Source organism: Streptomyces sp. NPDC028711, from assembly GCF_055565415.1.
On the sequence record NZ_JBVHUJ010000015.1, the window covers coordinates 112,082 to 127,133 of the forward strand.

Below are 15,052 nucleotides of genomic sequence, written 5' to 3' on the forward strand. Positions count from 1 at the left end.
GCGCGGACTGCTCCTCTGGATACGCGTACGTCTCATCGCGGTGGGGCTGCGGGATACGCTGACGCGATGGACGTGGTGAGCGACGCGATCTCGGCCGTCCGGGCCGGACGGCCCTCCTCGGAGCGGGTGCGGATCGGGGGGAGTTGGTGCGCGCGCCTTGCCCCGTACGACGGCGCGGGTTTCCACGTCGTCCTCGAGGGTGACTGCTGGCTGCTGCCCGACGGCGGTGAGCCGGTCGCGCTCGGCCCGGGGGACGCGGTCCTGCTCCCGCACGGTACGGGTCATGTCATCGCCGACTCGCCGGCCGACGCGGCGGCGGTGCGGCGGGCGGTGCCGTTCGAGCGGTGGAGGGAGGGCCCCCCATCGGCGCCGCTGGTCCCGTCAGCCCCGCCCTCCCCGCTGGTCCCACCCGCCCCCGATTCCCCCGTCCGTCAGGTCGAGATGCTCTGCGGCAAGTACCGGCTCGACCGCAGCCACGAGCACCCGCTCCTCGCGGAACTCCCGCCGCTCGTGCACCTTCCGAACCGGCCCGGTGGCGCTGCCGAGCTCAAGGCCGCCATCGGTCTCCTCGGCGGTGAGCTGTCCGAGCGGCGGCCCGGCTCCTGTGTCGCCCTGCCCAGCCTGCTCGATCTGCTGCTCGTCTACATGATCCGGGCCTGGCTGGCCGAGAGCACGGACGGGGCCTGGCCGGTGGTCCTCGGCGACCCGGTGACCGCCGTCGCGCTGCGCGCGCTGCACTCCGACCCGGCCGCCCCGTGGACCAACGACCGGCTCGCGGCGGAGGCCGGTGTCTCCAGGCCGACCCTCGCCCGCCGCTTCACCGCCCTGGTCGGCCGGCCCCCCATGGCGTACCTGACGTGGTGGCGCCTGACCCGGGCGGCGACGCTGCTCCGGGACACCGGGGACCCGCTGGAGGCCGTCGCCCGCCAGGTCGGTTACAGCACGCCGTACGCCCTCTCGCACGCGTTCCGCCGCGAGTTCGGCACCACGCCGGGCCGGTACAGGGCGGACCGGCGCGGTCACTCCTGACCGAGCGCCCGCTGCGCCTCGTACAGGTTCCGCGGCCGCACCGAACCCGGGCTTCCGTACGCCTCCACGCGCGCGTGGAGGTCGCCCATGAAGTCCGGGACGTCGGTCTGGTCGAACTCGCGGACCTCGCTGATGCCGACCGTCGCGCTGTACGGGGCGACGGTGTCGATCTTCACGAGGCCGGCCCGGCCGTTGGTCACCGTCACGTTCCAGTGGGCGAACCGGGCCCCGTAGAGCGGGCCCGCGGAGGCGTCGCCGCCGTGCCGGCCGTTGTTCTCGACGGTGATCTCGGTCCGTACGTTCGCGAAGGGCATGCCCCGGTGGGTGTCGAAGGTGCCCATCTCCATCACCCCGCGCGACCAGACGTTGTGACTGGACAGGCCCTCGACGTTGATGCCGTGGAGCTGGGTCCCGGCCGGGGCGGGGACGGTGCGGGCGGCGACGCGAAAGTCCTCGACCAGGTTGTCGTGCGCTCCCTCCCGGCAGTAGTACGGGTGGTGGGAGCCGCGGCCCTCGACCCGGGTGCGGCGCAGGGTGCAGGCGGAGGCGGCGACGAGCCCGAAGCCGTTGTCGACGTGCCGTACGACCACGTCCTCCGCCCAGCAGTCGTACGCGCACTGGAAGGTGACGCCGTTGTAGCCCTTGTCGAGGAGGTGGGGGGACTGCGGCGTCTCCACCGCCTCCAGGGTCAGGCCCTCCACCCCCGAGTCGGTGAGCGCCTCGGCCCCTGAGACCAGTCGGGGGTCCCACTCCGGGCGCACGTCGAGCGGCAGGGGCCGTTCCAGGGTGACGGTGCGGCCGCGGACGGCGGTGATCCGTACGGGCCACTCGTAGGGGACGTAGCTGGTCAGCTTCGTCCTGTCGTCCCAGTCGTACGCCTCAGGGCCCGGCCCGCCGCCCGCCATGTGCTCCAGGAGGGTGTGCGCGGGGTCGTCGGCGAGGCGGAGGAGGACCAGTCGGCCGCGCCGGAGCGCCGAGGGGGCGTCGACCGTGATCGAGCGGTCGCCCCGGCGGGCCGGGCGGACGGCGGTCAGGGTGGTCCATGCGTCGCGCCGGTTGCCGGTCCAGCCCTCGAAGGGCCAGGCCCGGTCCCGTATCGCCGCGACGAGGGAGGCGTGCCGGGCGTGGGGGGAGAGCCAGATCAGGCCGCCCGCCCAGGACCAGGAGGACTTGTCGCCGCCGTACCGGGAGCCGTACGGGCCGATCAGCTCGGTGAGGTTCCGGGTGGCGAGCAGGGTCGTGCGGCCGGAGCCCGCGCCGCGCAGGACCACACCGCTGTGGCCGATCCGGAGGTAGTCGTCGATCCGGTACGTGCCGGGTGGCAGCAGGACCGTGCCGCCGCCGCGCTCCCCGGCTTCCGCGAGGGCCCGGTTGATGGCGGGCGCCGAGTCGGTGCCGTGTATCTCGGTCGTTCCGCGTCGGGCATCGGGGGTGGCCCCGTAGGTGAGGGCGTTCGCCACCACGCGCGGGCGGGGCGCCCGGCGGGCGCCGGCGTGGGCTCCGGCCCGGCCCACGTAGGGGATCTGCGGGTGGGTGTAGGGGGCGGCCTCGAACTCCCGCCAGAGCCGGGCGGGGGCGAGGGATGTGGTGAACCCCGTGGTGCCGAGGCCCGCCGTGGTCGCTCCCGCCACCGCCACCGCGCCGCCGACGAACTGCCTTCTGCTGAGTGCCATGCCCCTGAACCTTTCATGTATATGAACGGTGTTCAGATCTGCGCCGGGCGCGAGCATGGCACTGGAAGTCCCTTGCGGGAAGAGGTCAGTCGGCAGATTTCCGGGTCAGGTTCTTGAACGCGTCGAGGTTCCGGGTCGACTCGCCGCGCGAGACCCGCCACTCGTACTCGCGCCGGATCGCCGACGCGAAGCCGAGCTCCAGGAGCGTGTTGAAGTCGCCGTCCGCCGCTTCGAGGACCGAGCCGAGCAGCCGGTCAAGTTCCTCCGGCGTGACGGCGGCGAGCGGCAGTTTGCCGACGAGGTAGATGTCGCCGAGGCCGTCGACCGCGTAACTCACCCCGTACAGCTTGAGGTTGCGTTCGAGCAGCCAGCGGTGGACGCCCGCCTCGTTCTCGTCCGGGTGCCGGACGACGAAGGCGTTGAGCGAGAGCGAGTGGCGGCCGGCGCGCAGGGAGAGCGTCGTGAACAGCTTGCGCGTGCCCGGAAGCTTGACCACGTACGAACCCGGCTCGGGGGACTCCCACTCCAGTTCCGCGTCCTTGAACGTGTCCTCGATGATCCGCCGGACGGTCTCAGCCTCAGCCATGGTGGGAGCGTACGCGACGGCGGTTCTCGCGCAGCCGGTGGTCGTGCATGGCAGCCGTGTACACATCCGCCGTGCCCGAGGCCGCCGTGTCCCAGCCGAAGGAGCCGGCGTGCAGGGCCGCCGCAGCGCCCATCCGCCCCGAAAGCGACGGGTCCGCGACGAACCGGCCGAGCGCCCGGGCGTAGTCCGCCGGGTCGTGCCCCTGCACGAGGAAACCGGTCACGTCGTCCCGTACGGCCACGGGCAGACCGCCGACCGCCGCCGCCACGACCGGCGTGCCGGCCGCCTGCGCCTCGATGGCGACCAGGCCGAAGGACTCGCTGTACGAGGGCATGACGAGCACGCTCGCCGCGCGGAACCAGTCCGCGAGCCGGTCCTGGCCCACCGGCGGATGGAAGCGCACGATGTCCGCGATCCCGAGCCGGGCGGCCAGCTTCTGCAGCCCCTCCGGCTTCGCGAGGCCGCTGCCGCTCGGGCCGCCGACCACCGGCACGATCATGCGTGAACGCAGCGAGGGGTCCTGGTCCAGGAGCTCCGCGGCGGCCCGCAGCAGGATGTCCGGGGCCTTCAGCGGCTGTATCCGGCCGGCGAAGACCGGGATGAACGCGTCCTGCGGCAGCCCGAGCCGGGCCCGCGCCGCGAGGCGCCCGTCGGCCGGCCGGAAGTGGTCGAGGTTGACGCCCGGGTGGACCACCGCGATCTTGCCGGGCTCGGCCTCGTAGAAACGCGCGAGCTCGTCGGCCTCCTCGGCCGTGTTCGCGATCAGGCGGTCGGCCGCGGAGACGATCTGCGTCTCGCCGATCACCCGGGCCGCGGGCTCGGGCGTGTCGCCCTCGGCGAGCGCCGCGTTCTTGACCTTCGCCATGGTGTGCATGGCGTGGACGAGCGGCACTCCCCAGCGCTCGGCGGCGAGCCAGCCGACGTGCCCGGAGAGCCAGTAGTGGGAGTGGACGAGGTCGTAGTGGCCGGGGCGGTGACCCGCCCACGCCTGCATCACGCCGTGCGTGAAGGCACAGAGCTGAGCCGGCAGCTCCTCCTTCGCCAGCCCCTCGTACGGGCCGGCGTCCACATGCCGTACGAGCACGCCCGGGGTGAGCTCGACGACCGGGGGAAGGCCCCCGGTCGTGGCCCGGGTGAAGATCTCCACCTCGATGTCGATGGCGGCGAGACGTTTCGCCAGCTCGACGATGTAGACGTTCATGCCGCCCGCGTCGCCGGTGCCCGGCTGGTGCAGCGGGGAGGTGTGGACGCTGAGCATGGCCACGCGGCGCGGGGTGCGGTTCCGGCCGGGGAGCCGAAGCCGGGATGATGCCGGGTGCCTGTGCCGGGTACCGGCGAACCGGGACACGTACTGGCTCACGTCGGCGGTCCTTCCGCTCGGGGGCTGAGCATGAGCGCCGCGGACATGACGGCGGGAGGACGTGGTGCGCCCTCCGGCCGGGACAACACCGGAATGGACCCTTTCATTTCCATCGCACCCGGCACTTTGCCAATTCATTACCGGGACGGGTCGGGTGGTCACCCAGGGGAACCGGGCGCCCGGCCCCCACCCCGTACGCTTTCGGCATGGCCCCGCGCACCACCCGCCCCGTCGGCACCCCGACCCGCGGGACCACCAACCCCAACCGCCTGCGCCGCATGGACCGCTGGATCGCCGCCGTCCACGGCCCCGCCCTCCGCCGCTCCCCCGAGCCGCCCGTCGCCGTGGACCTCGGATACGGCGCCGCACCCTGGACCGCCGTCGAACTCCTCGCCCGGCTGCGCACCGCCGACCCCCGCACCCGCCTCTACGGCATCGAGATCGAACCCGCGCGCGTCGAGGCCGCGAAGCCGTACGAGCACGAGGGCCTCTCCTTCCTGCACGGCGGCTTCGAGGTGCCCGCACCCGGCCCCGTCTCCCTGATCCGCGCGGCGAACGTGCTGCGCCAGTACGACGAGGAGCAGGTCGCGGACGTCTGGCGGCGGCTGTGCGAGCGGCTCGCGCCCGGGGACCCCGCCCGGGCGGGTCACGGGGGCGGGCTGCTCGTCGAGGGCACGTGCGACGAGATCGGGCGCCGGCACGTATGGGTCGCGCTCGACCGGACCGGGCCGCTGACGGTGACCTTCGCGACCCGGCTCGGTTCGCTCGAGCGCCCTTCGGACCTCGCGGAGCGGCTGCCGAAGGCGCTGATCCACCGCAACGTACCGGGCGAGCCGGTGCACGCGTTCCTGCGGGACTTCGACCGGGCGTGGGCGGCGGCCGCCCCGTACGCCTCGCTCGGCGCCCGGCAGCGGTGGATCCGCGCCGTCCGCGACCTGTCGGCGGACTGGCCCCTGACGGACGGCCCCCGGCGGTGGCGCCAGGGCGAGGTGACGGTCCGGTGGGAGGCGCTGGCGCCTCGGGAAGGGTGACGGCCGGGGGGCCGCGTCGGGCTGCTCGCGGGTGAGGCTGCGAGCCCTGGGGGGCGGCTCCTTCCCCAACTCCCGCTGAATTTCCCCTACGAGGGGAACGCCACGCGCACCTCACTCGTCCCCCGGGGTGGGAACGGGCCCGACAGGCCCCGGTTTCCCCTGTTGCTTTACGGTTTCGCATGGCACTATCGCCCTCGTCACCATCAAGTTACTGACGGTAAATCAGATTTGGCCACTCGAGGGGGAGCTCGTGAACCGACGCCGCCACGCCACCGCCGCGATCACCATGATCTGCGCCTTGACCGTGCTGGCCTCTCCCGCGCTGACCCTCCAGGCGTCCGCCGCGCCGCTCCCGCCTCCTCCGCCGAAGAAGAGCCTGGAGCAGGTGCGCCAGGAGATAGACGCCCTGTACCGGCAGGCCGCCGTCGCCACCGACGCGTACAACCTCGCCGAGGAGAAGACCAAGGAGCAGTCCGCCGAGATCGTCCGGGTCGCCCGGATGATCGTGGAGGGCCGCGAGAAGATCGACGCCCTCAAGGCCAGGGCCGGTGCCGCCGCCCGCGCCCAGTACCGCAACGGCGGGCTCCCCGAGGGCGCGCAGCTCGTCCTCACCGACGACCCGCAGCTCTTCCTCGACGCCGCGGGGCGCCTCAAGGAGGGGGCGAAGGCCACCACCGACCTCCTCGGCGAGATGCACCGCACCCAGGCGCAGTTGGACGTCTACGCCAAGGACGCCGGCGTCAACTGGACCAAGCTGGAGGCCGACCGCATCCGGCAGGCCCAGGCGAAGAAGCAGATCAACGACAAGATCGCCGAGGCGAAGAGGCTGGAGTCCGAGCTCGCCGCCGAGGAGCGGGAGCGGCTGCGGCGCCTCGAGGAGCAGGAGCGGCAGCGGGCCCAGACGACCTGGCTCGGCACCGGGGTCCTCGCCGGCCTGAAGGCCGACGCGACGCCGGACGCCAGGAAGGCGATCGCGTTCGCGACGGCCCAGATCGGCAAGCCGTACGTGTGGGGGGCGGAGGGCCCGGACTCGTACGACTGCTCGGGACTGACCCAGCGCGCCTGGGGCACGACGGGCCGGACGATCCCGCGCACCTCGCAGGAGCAGTGGCGGCTGCTGCCGCGCGTGGACATCAAGGACATGCGGCCGGGCGACCTGATCGTCTACTTCAAGGACGCGAGCCACATCGGGATGTACGTCGGCAACGGCACGATGGTCCACGCGCCGCGGCCGGGACGGGACGTGACGCTGGCGGGGGCGGGGTCGATGGAGATCCTGGGGGTCGTACGGCCGATGTGAGGCGGGGGTCGTCAGGCTGGCGTGAGGCGGGGGTCGTACGGCTGGTGTGAGGCGGGTCGTACGGCTGGTGTGAGGCGGGTCGTACGGCTGGTGTGAGGCGGGTCTCGTACGCCCGATCTGACGCGGGGGTCGTACGCCGGGCGGGACACGGGGTGTGCGCCCCTGAGGTGCCGTGCGGCCCGACGTGGTGGGGGCCACACGCCCATGACCCGGGCCCCCCGCCCGACCTGACGGACCACGCGCGCGCAGGCCCCTGCGTGGGGACGGCTCCGCGCGTGACCTTTCTCATTGCCGGCGGGGGCTTCCCGTACGGCAAACCGGGGCAAGTACCTCCCCTTCCGCGGCATATGCCAATCCCGACGCGGCCGCCCGACCCCTGATCACCATTCCGCTGCGCACCGCCCTAGCGCTATGGTCCGGGACGGGCGGGACGCCACCCGGCGCCCCGCGCACCCTCGGGGGGAGGGAAGGAAGACCGGACCGATGCCCGTATCGCTACCGCGTCAGAGAATCGTCTCTGCAGCTGCGGGACCCGGCGAGGCCACCCCTATGGACGCCACCGCTATGACAGGCACAGTCACAGGTACCGACCGCACCGATCTCACTCTCCTGGTCGTCGAGGACGACCCGGCGGGTGCCCTCGCCGTACCCGAGCTCCTCGACGCGGCGGACGCCTCCGGCACCCGGGTCCGCATCCGCACCGCCCGCAACCTCACCGAGGCCGAGCGGCTCCTCACCGACGACGTCCACTGCGTCCTCGTCGACCTCTCCCTGCCCGGCCCCCGGGCCGCCGCCGGTGACGACCCGCTCGCCCCGCTGCGGCACATCCTGCGCCTCGCCCCCCGCCACGCCGTCCTCGCGCTCGCGGCCTCCGCCGACGCGGAGCTGGCGGCCGAGGCGGTACGGGTCGGCGCCCAGGACCACCTCTTCCGCGAGGAGCTCGACGGCCGGCTGCTCACCCGGGCCATCCGGTACGCCGTCGAACGCAAGCGGGCCGACGCCGTCCAGGTGAAGCTGGCCGAGTCCCGGCTCAGGGCCCAGGAGAACGCCCGCCTGGAGCGCGGACTGCTCCCCACCCCCCTCCTGGAGGGCTCCGACCTTCGGTTCGCGGCCCACTACCGGCCCGGGCGCTCCCGCGCGCTGCTCGGCGGAGACTTCTACGACGTCGTGCGCACGCCCGACGGCACCGTCCACGCCATGATCGGCGACGTCTGCGGGCACGGCCCCGACGAGGCCGCGCTCGGCGTGGAGCTGCGGATCGCGTGGCGGGCCCTGACCTTCGCGGGCCTGTGCGGGGACGAGCTGCTCTCGACGATGCAGCAGGTCCTGGAGCACGAGCGGGAGAGCGACGAGATCTTCGCGACGCTCTGCACCGTCGACATCGCTCCCGACGGCCGCCGGGCGGGCCTCTGCCTGGCCGGCCACCCCTCCCCGCTGATCGCCCGGCAGGGCAGGGCGGCGCGGCTGCTCCCGTACGAGGACGGCGGCCCGGCCCTCGGCCTGCTGCCGCGGGCCCGCTGGCCGCGCCGGCAGGTCGAGCTCGGCGGGGCGTGGAGCCTGCTCATGTACACGGACGGGCTGATCGAGGGCCGCTCGGCGGGGCCCGGCTCGCCGCGGCTCGGCCAGGACGGGATGGTCGGGATGATCAACCGGCAGCTGGCCTCGGGCCTGCGGGGCGAGGAGCTCCTTGAGGCGGCGGTGACGGAGGTCCGGTCGCTGAACGGCGGCGAGCTGACGGACGACGTCGCGGTCCTGGCGCTGGAACGGGACAGGGCACGGGGGTAGGCCCGACGCGCCAAGGCGCGGGGGCTGAGCCCGGAACCTGACAAGGCGCGGGTCTTGGCCCGGAACGTGACAGGGCCCGGGGACAATCCCCGGGCCCCGTACGTGTACCTGCAGGTGTGCGCGTGCGTGCCCGCTTCTGCCGCCGTCGCTACCGGCCGCCGTTGTAGGGGCCGTACGGTCCGTCGCTGCTGGAGCCGCCGCCCCCGCGGCCGCCACGGCCTCCGCCGGAGACCTGCGCGAGCGCGGGCCGCACGTCCACCATGAAGACGATGGCGGCGATCACCCCCGCGATCTGCAGGAACAGTATCGGCCACAGAAGGTTCAGGGCGAGGTTGACGCCCAGGATGATCAGCCAGAACTTCTTCGTCTGCTTCTCGGCGGCGCGGTAGGCGTCCTCGCGCGCCATGGCGGCGAAGACGAGCGCGGCGACGGCGAAGCCGGTGAAGATCAGGAAAGTCACCAGGAAGAGGAGGGAGTCGAATCCCGCGCGCAACATGCTGAGCACCGCCTAGAGAAGAGGGGAAGAGCGCCTCGCGGTCAAGGTACCCGGTACAACGCCCTTGGTACCCGTATTGGTGCCCGGCCCTACTCCTTCTCGGCAGCGGCCGTCTTCTTGGCGGGGGCCTTGCGGGCGGCGGGCTTCCTGGCGGGCGCCTTCGCGGCCTCGCCGGTCTCGTCGGCGGTACCCGCCACCGGCTCCTCCGCCTTCTCCTCGGCCTTCTCCTCGGCCTTCTCCTCCGGCTCGACGACGACGGCGATCTCGACGATCTCCTCGGCGACCTCGCCCCGCCAGGCCTTGACGGCCTCCTCGCCGTGGGCGGCGACCTCCTCGTACTTCTCGCGCGCCTTGACCGCGTACTCGGCCGCGACGCCGACGCCGCGCAGGGCGAGGTCCTGGGCCGTCTCACCGAGCTTCTTCAGGTCCGTGTCGAGACCGCCGACGACGTCGGCGAGCTTCGACTGCACGGTGGCCTGGGCCTCCTTGGCCTGGGCGGTCACCTTCTCCTGCACGACCTTGGGGTCGGTCTTCCGCACGGCCTCGATCCGCGCGGGCGCCTCGGCGGCGAGCTGCTCGATCAGGCCGGGAACCTTCTTGGCCTGCTGCACGGCGAGGTCGGCGGTGCCGGCGGCGAAGTAGAGAGGGGTACGCAGTTCGTCGATGATGGCCATGCTGGTGGTCCTCCCGGATGTGACGTACGAGCGAGCTACTTCAGGGGCGCTTCGGCATCGGGTGCGTCGCCGGGCGTCTCGGCGGCGGCCGCGGCCGCCGCCTCAGCGGCGTTCTCGGCGGCGTTCTCCTTGCGGAAGGAGTCGTAGATCTGGAGCAGCACCTGCTTCTGCCGCTCGTTGATCGAGGGATCGGCCAGGATGACGGCGCGCGTCTCCAGCTCCTCCCGCTCCTTCTCGTCGAGGATCCCGGCCCGTACGTAGAGCGTCTCGGCGGAGATCCGCAGCGCCTTCGCGACCTGCTGCAACACCTCGGCGCTGGGCTTGCGCAGCCCGCGCTCGATCTGACTCAGGTACGGGTTCGACACCCCGGCGGCATCGGCGAGCTGCCGCAGGGACAGCTGCGCGGTCCTCCGCTGCTCGCGGAGGTACTCACCGAGATTGCCGACGTTGAGCGATGCCATGCTCCGACCATGCCAGCCTTTGCTAACTATTGCAAGCACGCGCTTGCAAGAGTCGCCCTGAGCGGCCGTCGGGAAGGGTGCGACTGCTCGCGATAGCTGTCACTTCGCAGTGCTGGTTGTCACCAGAGCGTCCTCCCTGTGACGTGCTCGAGGTCTGTGGTCCTCGCGACTCACCGGCACCCTGCTCCAGGTCCCGAACCGCGCACGACATCTCGTCGCCCGCCGTCCGCCACGTCGCCGTCCAACGGCCGGACCACCCCGGCTCCAGGACAAGCCGTCCCGCCCCGCCTCCACCGACACCGGAACAAGCAGGTCATCCCACCGGCAGTCATGCGACCACGAGGCCCGCCCCAGAGCCGCGGGCCCGGTCCACACTCACGTTCGGTGATAGCGGCTTTACCCAGCCTCGTCTTTCGGACAGAGCACCGGTAGGGCCGGCGGATGCCGTGGTACGTGATGGGCCAGGTGAGCTTCTCGCTTCGCTGGATTTGGCCTGTTTACGGGCGCCCGTTCTCAGTGGCTCGTTCCGGCGGCCATTCCCTCAGATCGGCCTCAACTCTGTAGGTACGTCAGAGCTGTTGTGCTTGTGTTGATCGCAGCGGAACGACCAGCCGCTGATATCTCAAGAGGGAAAGTCTCATGACATCGATCTCTCGTAAGGCCGCCCTGGCGGGAGCCCTGGCTCTTGGAGCCGGGATGCTCATCGTCCCTCAGGCGCAGGCCACGACGCCCGGGGAGGAGGCTTGCCCGCCGGACGTGTGGAGCAAGGTCGTGCGGATCAAGTCCGGCTACGAGGCCATCGGCAACACCGCGGGAAAGCGGAACGGGTCGCCGGCCATTTCTCGCCTGACCTACGCCATGACGACGACCATCGCGAAGGAAACCAAGTGGACCTCCGGGCTGACCGGCAGCGCCTCTTGGGGAATCGCGAAGGTCGAGGCGTCGATTTCCCGCGAAATCGTCGACAAGGCCGAGAAGGGCGTGACGGTCACGAACTGGATGGAGGTGCCCGGCGGAAAGTACGGCTACACCACCCCGAAGATCGAGCGGACCAACTATGTCGTCGAACGCTGGCAGGACACCGCCGGCTGCGGGGCGAGGTTCCTCGGTAATGAAGGCAGCCTGGCTGCCATCACGGTCTTCCCGTTCTTCTCGGAGTGCATCTCCAGCAGCCCGTGCACGCCTAAGCCATAGCAGCACCGTGCGGGGGCCGATCCCACACAAGGATCGGCCCCCGCACGTGTCCGCCACGACCCGTCAAGCCGCGCCAAGGAGCCTCCATGACCGCACTCACCCCCCGTCCCCGTGCCGCACTGCCGTGGCTTGCCGCCGCCGTCCTCGGTGCCCTGGTGCTGACCGGATGCAACAGCGATGAACCCCAGGCAGCGCCCCCGCGGGGCATCGTCCTGAACCTCGGAGGAAGCATCGGCATCCTCGACGAGATCGACTCCCCCGTGAAGATCGCGGCAAAGCGCCCCGCAGATGCCAAGCCAGGCGAGGACATCTACACACTGAACGAGCAGAGCCAGCTGTCCTCCGGCGAGATCGTCGGCATCGACGACGGCATCCTGGTCTCACTGGAGCCGGGCCGCCCCGAACGCGCCACCGTCCTCGGGCCCGCCGTAACCTGGTTCTCCTCCCAGCAGGAGCACAAGGCCTGGGCCGTCACCGAACAGCCGGCGCCGACAGCCTGTGCGGGCGAGGACCTGCCCGAATCGGTGACCGCTCGCTACGCGGTACGACAGCACGACCTTTCCGGTCGGCCCGGACCGAAAGGCTACGCGCTTCCCTGCGGAATCCGGCCCCTGGCCGACAGCGCTCAGGGCGTGATCGGGCTGCTCACCACGACGGACGACTCCAGCGCGGGCAACGCGAAGAAGGCACGGACCGACGTCGTCCTGCTTGATGCAAAGACCCATCACCCCACGCGCACGCTGGCGAAGAACGCGTCTGTCGTCAGCACTGGGCCGTCACGTGTGATCTGGCGGCAGGAAGACTGCGGGAAGAGCGGCTGCGTCACCGCCTACGACACCACGGCAAACAAGAACACCCCGCTGCCCGACTGCACAGCCGGCACCCCTGCAGGACGTGGCGTGATCTCCGCTGACGGACGGTGGTACGCCACAGCGCTCAACACCACCACAGCGGCCAACCACCTGGCAGTCCTCGACCTTGCCGAAGGCGACTGCAAGGACCTGGGGCAGCAGGCGAACCTGCCAGGGACAGACCTGGACGGGCCCCTCAAGGTGGCCTGGTCCCAGACCAACCTCCTCACCCTCGACACCACGAACGGCGCCCTCACCAACTTCAACGCCGCCTCCGGCCAGAAGACCGACCGCAAGTCGAACCTGCCGCTCACCGGAACAGCACAGATCTGGGGCACCGATCTGAACTGATCCAGTTCCTCCAGGACCTGGTGCATGCTGACGCCGCGTTCCGCAGCTGGAACCCGCAACCGATCCCGGACAGCGTGGGTCGTCTTGATGCTGGTGTCCTGCTTGCCCATGCCCCAGAAGGGTGCGCCCCATGCCAGCATGGGGCGAGGTCAACAGGGAGGCTCCACATGGCGGTTGAACGCGTCCAGGGGGACGTACCGTACGGCGAGAAGCGCCCCCGCCGGCGCGCGGAGGTCCTCGACGAGACGGGCGGGCCCGCGCCGTTCCGTCGTTTCTCCGGCCCCGCGACGGGGGACGAGCGGCGGATGCTCGCCGGGTTCCTCGCGGACCAGCGCGCGACCCTGCTGCTGAAGTGCGCGGGCCTCGAAGGGGTACGGGAAGGAGAGCTGGCCCGGCGGTCCGTCGAACCGTCCACCCTGTCCCTGCTCGGCCTGGTCCGGCACCTCACCGACGTCGAACGCCGCTGGTTCCAGCAGGTACTGGCCGGCCGGGACGACGCCGGCCCGCTCTGGTCCTCCGCCGACGACCCGGACGGCGACTTCGACGGAGCCGCGACCGACCCGGCCTCCGTGGCCGCCGCCTGGGAGGCCTGGCGGGCGGCGGTGGACTTCGCCGAACGCTTCGCGGCCGAGGCCCCGGACCTCGACGTCTCGGGCCACGACGCCTGGCGGGGCCAGGTGTCCCTGCGCTGGGTCCTCGTCCACATGATCGAGGAGTACGCCCGCCACAACGGCCACGCGGACCTGCTGCGGGAGCGGATCGACGGCACGCGGGGCCTGTGACACGACGGGCGCGCGGCACCGCCGTTCCCCCGCGGCTACCGCCACGACTCGCGGGACGGAGAGAGGGGCTCCTCCCTTTCCTTCGCCCGCGTGGCGACCGGCATCGTCGACCATCCCGGCCAGGTACCCGGCGGCCCCGCTCCGGATCCCTCGAACGTCGTGGAGCAGCCTTCGATCCGGAATGTTCCCCTGCGTCAGGTCCCGCGTGGCGCTCGGCGATGAGCTCGGCGGCGCGGCGGCGGGAGAGTCCGCCACGGCGAAGGCGGTGCCGGGCCGCGCCCTCCTTCACCCCGCCCAGGCCGCGAGCACCCCGTAATCCGACGCCGTGAGCCCTCGACCGGGGTCCACCCGGTGGAGCAGCGCCCGGCCGGGGTGGTGGGCGGCGACCCAGGCGCGGTCGGACGCGCCGATCTCGTCGTCCACCCAGGCGAACGGCCGCCCGGCGGCCCACTCCACGAGCCGCGCCGTCTTCCAGTGGATCCCCGGCACCGGATCCGGCCCGTCGTCCGGCCATCGCACCAGGGGCAGCGAGGGCAGTCCCAGGCGTGGGGCGACCCAGGCGTTCGCGTCCTCGTCCCAGGTCGTCGCCCACACCAGCTCGTACGGCAGCGCCGCGAGCCGCGGTCCGTGAGCGGGGTCAAGGCGCGCGAGGAGCGGGCTCACGGACGCGGGCGGCTCGGGCGCGTCCGTCGGATACGCCCTGCCGCTCGCCCCGAAGGGGATCAGCGGGCCGTCCACGTCGAGGAAGAGCAGGGGGACCGTCATGCCCTCATCGTGACCGACCCGAGGCCGCACCCGTCCGCTTCCCGATAATCCGCGACGGATCGATTCTCGTTACCCTGGCAGGCATGACAGCCATGGCGCCCACCCGTACCGAGCCCGATCTCTCCTACCTCCTCGACCACACCAGTCACGTCCTGCGGACCCGGATGGCCGCCGCGCTCGGCGCGATCGGGCTCACGCCCCGGATGCACTGCGTCCTCGTCCACGCCCTGGAGGAGGAGCGCACCCAGGCGCAGCTCGCGGAGATCGGCGACATGGACAAGACGACCATGGTCGTCACGGTCGACGCCCTGGAGAAGGCCGGCCTTGCCGAACGCCGGCCGTCGAGCACCGACCGGCGCGCGCGGATCATCGCCGTGACCGAGGCGGGGGCGAAGGTCGCCCAGGAGAGCCAGAAGATCGTCGACGGCGTCCACCAGGGCGCCCTCTCCGCCCTCCCGGAGGACGAGCGGACCGTCCTGCTCCGCGCCCTGAACCGGCTGGCCACCGGGCATCTGGAGACCCCCGTCGAGGGCCCGAAGACGGCCCGCCGGGCGCGGCAGCGCGCCTAGAGCCCTGGAGCCCTAGGACCTGTCCGGAAAGTCATGGCAGCCAGAGGCGGAGGCAGGCGAGGGTGACCATGGCTTGGTAGTGCCGGGCTCGTTTGTCGTAGCGGGTGGCGAGGGCCCGGTTCTGCTTGAGCCGGCTGAAGCAGCG

The 15,052-nt window shown here is 72.0% G+C and carries 15 protein-coding genes and 1 pseudogene; 8 read left to right on the forward strand and 8 right to left on the reverse strand.

Features of this window, described 5'->3' with window-relative positions; translation table 11 throughout:
- The first annotated feature begins 66 nt into the window (after positions 1-66).
- Positions 67-1,029, forward strand: coding sequence for an AraC family transcriptional regulator (locus ACZ4VK_RS34515; protein WP_468361185.1), 963 nt, complete (start codon positions 67-69; stop codon positions 1,027-1,029).
- Here ACZ4VK_RS34515 and ACZ4VK_RS34520 read toward each other — a convergent pair.
- The 3 genes from ACZ4VK_RS34520 to mshA form a co-directional block, all read right to left on the reverse strand.
- Complete coding sequence (locus ACZ4VK_RS34520; RefSeq protein WP_468361188.1) at positions 1,020-2,702, reverse strand: glycosyl hydrolase family 28-related protein; 1,683 nt, start codon at positions 2,700-2,702, stop codon at positions 1,020-1,022. The genes ACZ4VK_RS34515 and ACZ4VK_RS34520 overlap by 10 nt on opposite strands.
- A gap of 85 nt (positions 2,703-2,787) precedes the next feature.
- Positions 2,788-3,288 carry a type III secretion system chaperone family protein gene (locus ACZ4VK_RS34525; RefSeq protein ID WP_468361191.1) on the reverse strand — a complete coding sequence of 167 codons (501 nt, stop codon included), beginning with the start codon at positions 3,286-3,288 and terminating at the stop codon, positions 2,788-2,790.
- On the reverse strand, positions 3,281-4,648 hold the full coding sequence (mshA, locus tag ACZ4VK_RS34530; protein WP_468361194.1) for a D-inositol-3-phosphate glycosyltransferase: 1,368 nt from the start codon (positions 4,646-4,648) through the stop codon (positions 3,281-3,283). The genes ACZ4VK_RS34525 and mshA overlap by 8 nt, the downstream gene beginning before the upstream one ends.
- Before the next feature lie 206 nt (positions 4,649-4,854).
- Here mshA and ACZ4VK_RS34535 point away from each other — a divergent pair, with 206 nt between their 5' ends.
- From ACZ4VK_RS34535 to ACZ4VK_RS34545, 3 genes are all read left to right on the forward strand, one after another.
- Entirely contained in the window at positions 4,855-5,679 is an 825-nt protein-coding gene (locus tag ACZ4VK_RS34535) for a class I SAM-dependent methyltransferase (RefSeq protein ID WP_468361197.1), read from the forward strand.
- 250 nt (positions 5,680-5,929) lie between these two features.
- Positions 5,930-6,979 (forward strand): C40 family peptidase, encoded by a 1,050-nt coding sequence (locus ACZ4VK_RS34540; RefSeq protein WP_468361200.1) that lies wholly within the window; start codon positions 5,930-5,932, stop codon positions 6,977-6,979.
- Between the two features lie 549 nt (positions 6,980-7,528).
- Positions 7,529-8,764: a PP2C family protein-serine/threonine phosphatase gene (locus ACZ4VK_RS34545; RefSeq protein ID WP_468361203.1), complete on the forward strand. Its 1,236-nt coding sequence runs from the start codon at positions 7,529-7,531 to the stop codon at positions 8,762-8,764.
- Between the two features lie 148 nt (positions 8,765-8,912).
- Here ACZ4VK_RS34545 and ACZ4VK_RS34550 read toward each other — a convergent pair whose 3' ends face one another.
- From ACZ4VK_RS34550 to ACZ4VK_RS34560, 3 genes are all read right to left on the reverse strand, one after another.
- Positions 8,913-9,260, reverse strand: coding sequence for a DUF2516 family protein (locus tag ACZ4VK_RS34550; RefSeq protein WP_468361206.1), 348 nt, complete (start codon positions 9,258-9,260; stop codon positions 8,913-8,915).
- A gap of 89 nt (positions 9,261-9,349) precedes the next feature.
- Complete coding sequence (locus ACZ4VK_RS34555) at positions 9,350-9,934, reverse strand: hypothetical protein (RefSeq protein WP_468361209.1); 585 nt, start codon at positions 9,932-9,934, stop codon at positions 9,350-9,352.
- 35 nt (positions 9,935-9,969) lie between these two features.
- The gene (locus ACZ4VK_RS34560) at positions 9,970-10,395 is read right to left on the reverse strand and encodes a helix-turn-helix domain-containing protein (protein WP_468361212.1); all 426 of its coding nucleotides are present in this window, start codon (positions 10,393-10,395) and stop codon (positions 9,970-9,972) included.
- A 639-nt stretch (positions 10,396-11,034) separates the two neighbouring features.
- Between ACZ4VK_RS34560 and ACZ4VK_RS34565 the strand changes: the two genes are divergently transcribed.
- The 3 genes from ACZ4VK_RS34565 (at position 11,035) to ACZ4VK_RS34575 (ending at position 13,573) form a co-directional block, all read left to right on the forward strand.
- Complete coding sequence (locus ACZ4VK_RS34565; RefSeq protein ID WP_468361215.1) at positions 11,035-11,589, forward strand: hypothetical protein; 555 nt, start codon at positions 11,035-11,037, stop codon at positions 11,587-11,589.
- A gap of 86 nt (positions 11,590-11,675) precedes the next feature.
- Complete coding sequence (locus ACZ4VK_RS34570; RefSeq protein ID WP_468361218.1) at positions 11,676-12,791, forward strand: hypothetical protein; 1,116 nt, start codon at positions 11,676-11,678, stop codon at positions 12,789-12,791.
- A 167-nt stretch (positions 12,792-12,958) separates the two neighbouring features.
- Positions 12,959-13,573, forward strand: a complete 615-nt coding sequence (locus tag ACZ4VK_RS34575) for a DinB family protein (RefSeq protein ID WP_468361221.1) — start codon at positions 12,959-12,961, stop codon at positions 13,571-13,573.
- A gap of 285 nt (positions 13,574-13,858) precedes the next feature.
- Here the strand turns inward: ACZ4VK_RS34575 and ACZ4VK_RS34580 are convergent, their stop codons facing one another.
- Complete coding sequence (locus ACZ4VK_RS34580; protein WP_468361224.1) at positions 13,859-14,338, reverse strand: HAD domain-containing protein; 480 nt, start codon at positions 14,336-14,338, stop codon at positions 13,859-13,861.
- 83 nt (positions 14,339-14,421) lie between these two features.
- Here ACZ4VK_RS34580 and ACZ4VK_RS34585 point away from each other — a divergent pair, with 83 nt between their 5' ends.
- The gene (locus ACZ4VK_RS34585) at positions 14,422-14,907 is read left to right on the forward strand and encodes a MarR family winged helix-turn-helix transcriptional regulator (RefSeq protein WP_468361227.1); all 486 of its coding nucleotides are present in this window, start codon (positions 14,422-14,424) and stop codon (positions 14,905-14,907) included.
- A gap of 31 nt (positions 14,908-14,938) precedes the next feature.
- Here ACZ4VK_RS34585 and ACZ4VK_RS34590 read toward each other — a convergent pair.
- A pseudogene (locus ACZ4VK_RS34590) lies at positions 14,939-15,052 on the reverse strand (IS5/IS1182 family transposase); the annotation flags it as partial.

What these genes read in the sequence shown, in the direction of transcription:
- ACZ4VK_RS34515 (WP_468361185.1), top strand. Translation starts at nt 67, where the DNA reads ATGGACGTGGTGAGCGACGCGATCTCGGCCGTCCGGGCCGGACGGCCC.
- ACZ4VK_RS34520 (WP_468361188.1), bottom strand. Translation starts at nt 2,702, where the DNA reads ATGGCACTCAGCAGAAGGCAGTTCGTCGGCGGCGCGGTGGCGGTGGCG.
- ACZ4VK_RS34525 (WP_468361191.1), bottom strand. Translation starts at nt 3,288, where the DNA reads ATGGCTGAGGCTGAGACCGTCCGGCGGATCATCGAGGACACGTTCAAG.
- ACZ4VK_RS34535 (WP_468361197.1), top strand. Translation starts at nt 4,855, where the DNA reads ATGGCCCCGCGCACCACCCGCCCCGTCGGCACCCCGACCCGCGGGACC.
- ACZ4VK_RS34545 (WP_468361203.1), top strand. Translation starts at nt 7,529, where the DNA reads ATGGACGCCACCGCTATGACAGGCACAGTCACAGGTACCGACCGCACC.
- ACZ4VK_RS34550 (WP_468361206.1), bottom strand. Translation starts at nt 9,260, where the DNA reads ATGTTGCGCGCGGGATTCGACTCCCTCCTCTTCCTGGTGACTTTCCTG.
- ACZ4VK_RS34555 (WP_468361209.1), bottom strand. Translation starts at nt 9,934, where the DNA reads ATGGCCATCATCGACGAACTGCGTACCCCTCTCTACTTCGCCGCCGGC.
- ACZ4VK_RS34560 (WP_468361212.1), bottom strand. Translation starts at nt 10,395, where the DNA reads ATGGCATCGCTCAACGTCGGCAATCTCGGTGAGTACCTCCGCGAGCAG.
- ACZ4VK_RS34565 (WP_468361215.1), top strand. Translation starts at nt 11,035, where the DNA reads ATGACATCGATCTCTCGTAAGGCCGCCCTGGCGGGAGCCCTGGCTCTT.
- ACZ4VK_RS34570 (WP_468361218.1), top strand. Translation starts at nt 11,676, where the DNA reads ATGACCGCACTCACCCCCCGTCCCCGTGCCGCACTGCCGTGGCTTGCC.
- ACZ4VK_RS34575 (WP_468361221.1), top strand. Translation starts at nt 12,959, where the DNA reads ATGGCGGTTGAACGCGTCCAGGGGGACGTACCGTACGGCGAGAAGCGC.
- ACZ4VK_RS34580 (WP_468361224.1), bottom strand. Translation starts at nt 14,338, where the DNA reads ATGACGGTCCCCCTGCTCTTCCTCGACGTGGACGGCCCGCTGATCCCC.
- ACZ4VK_RS34585 (WP_468361227.1), top strand. Translation starts at nt 14,422, where the DNA reads ATGACAGCCATGGCGCCCACCCGTACCGAGCCCGATCTCTCCTACCTC.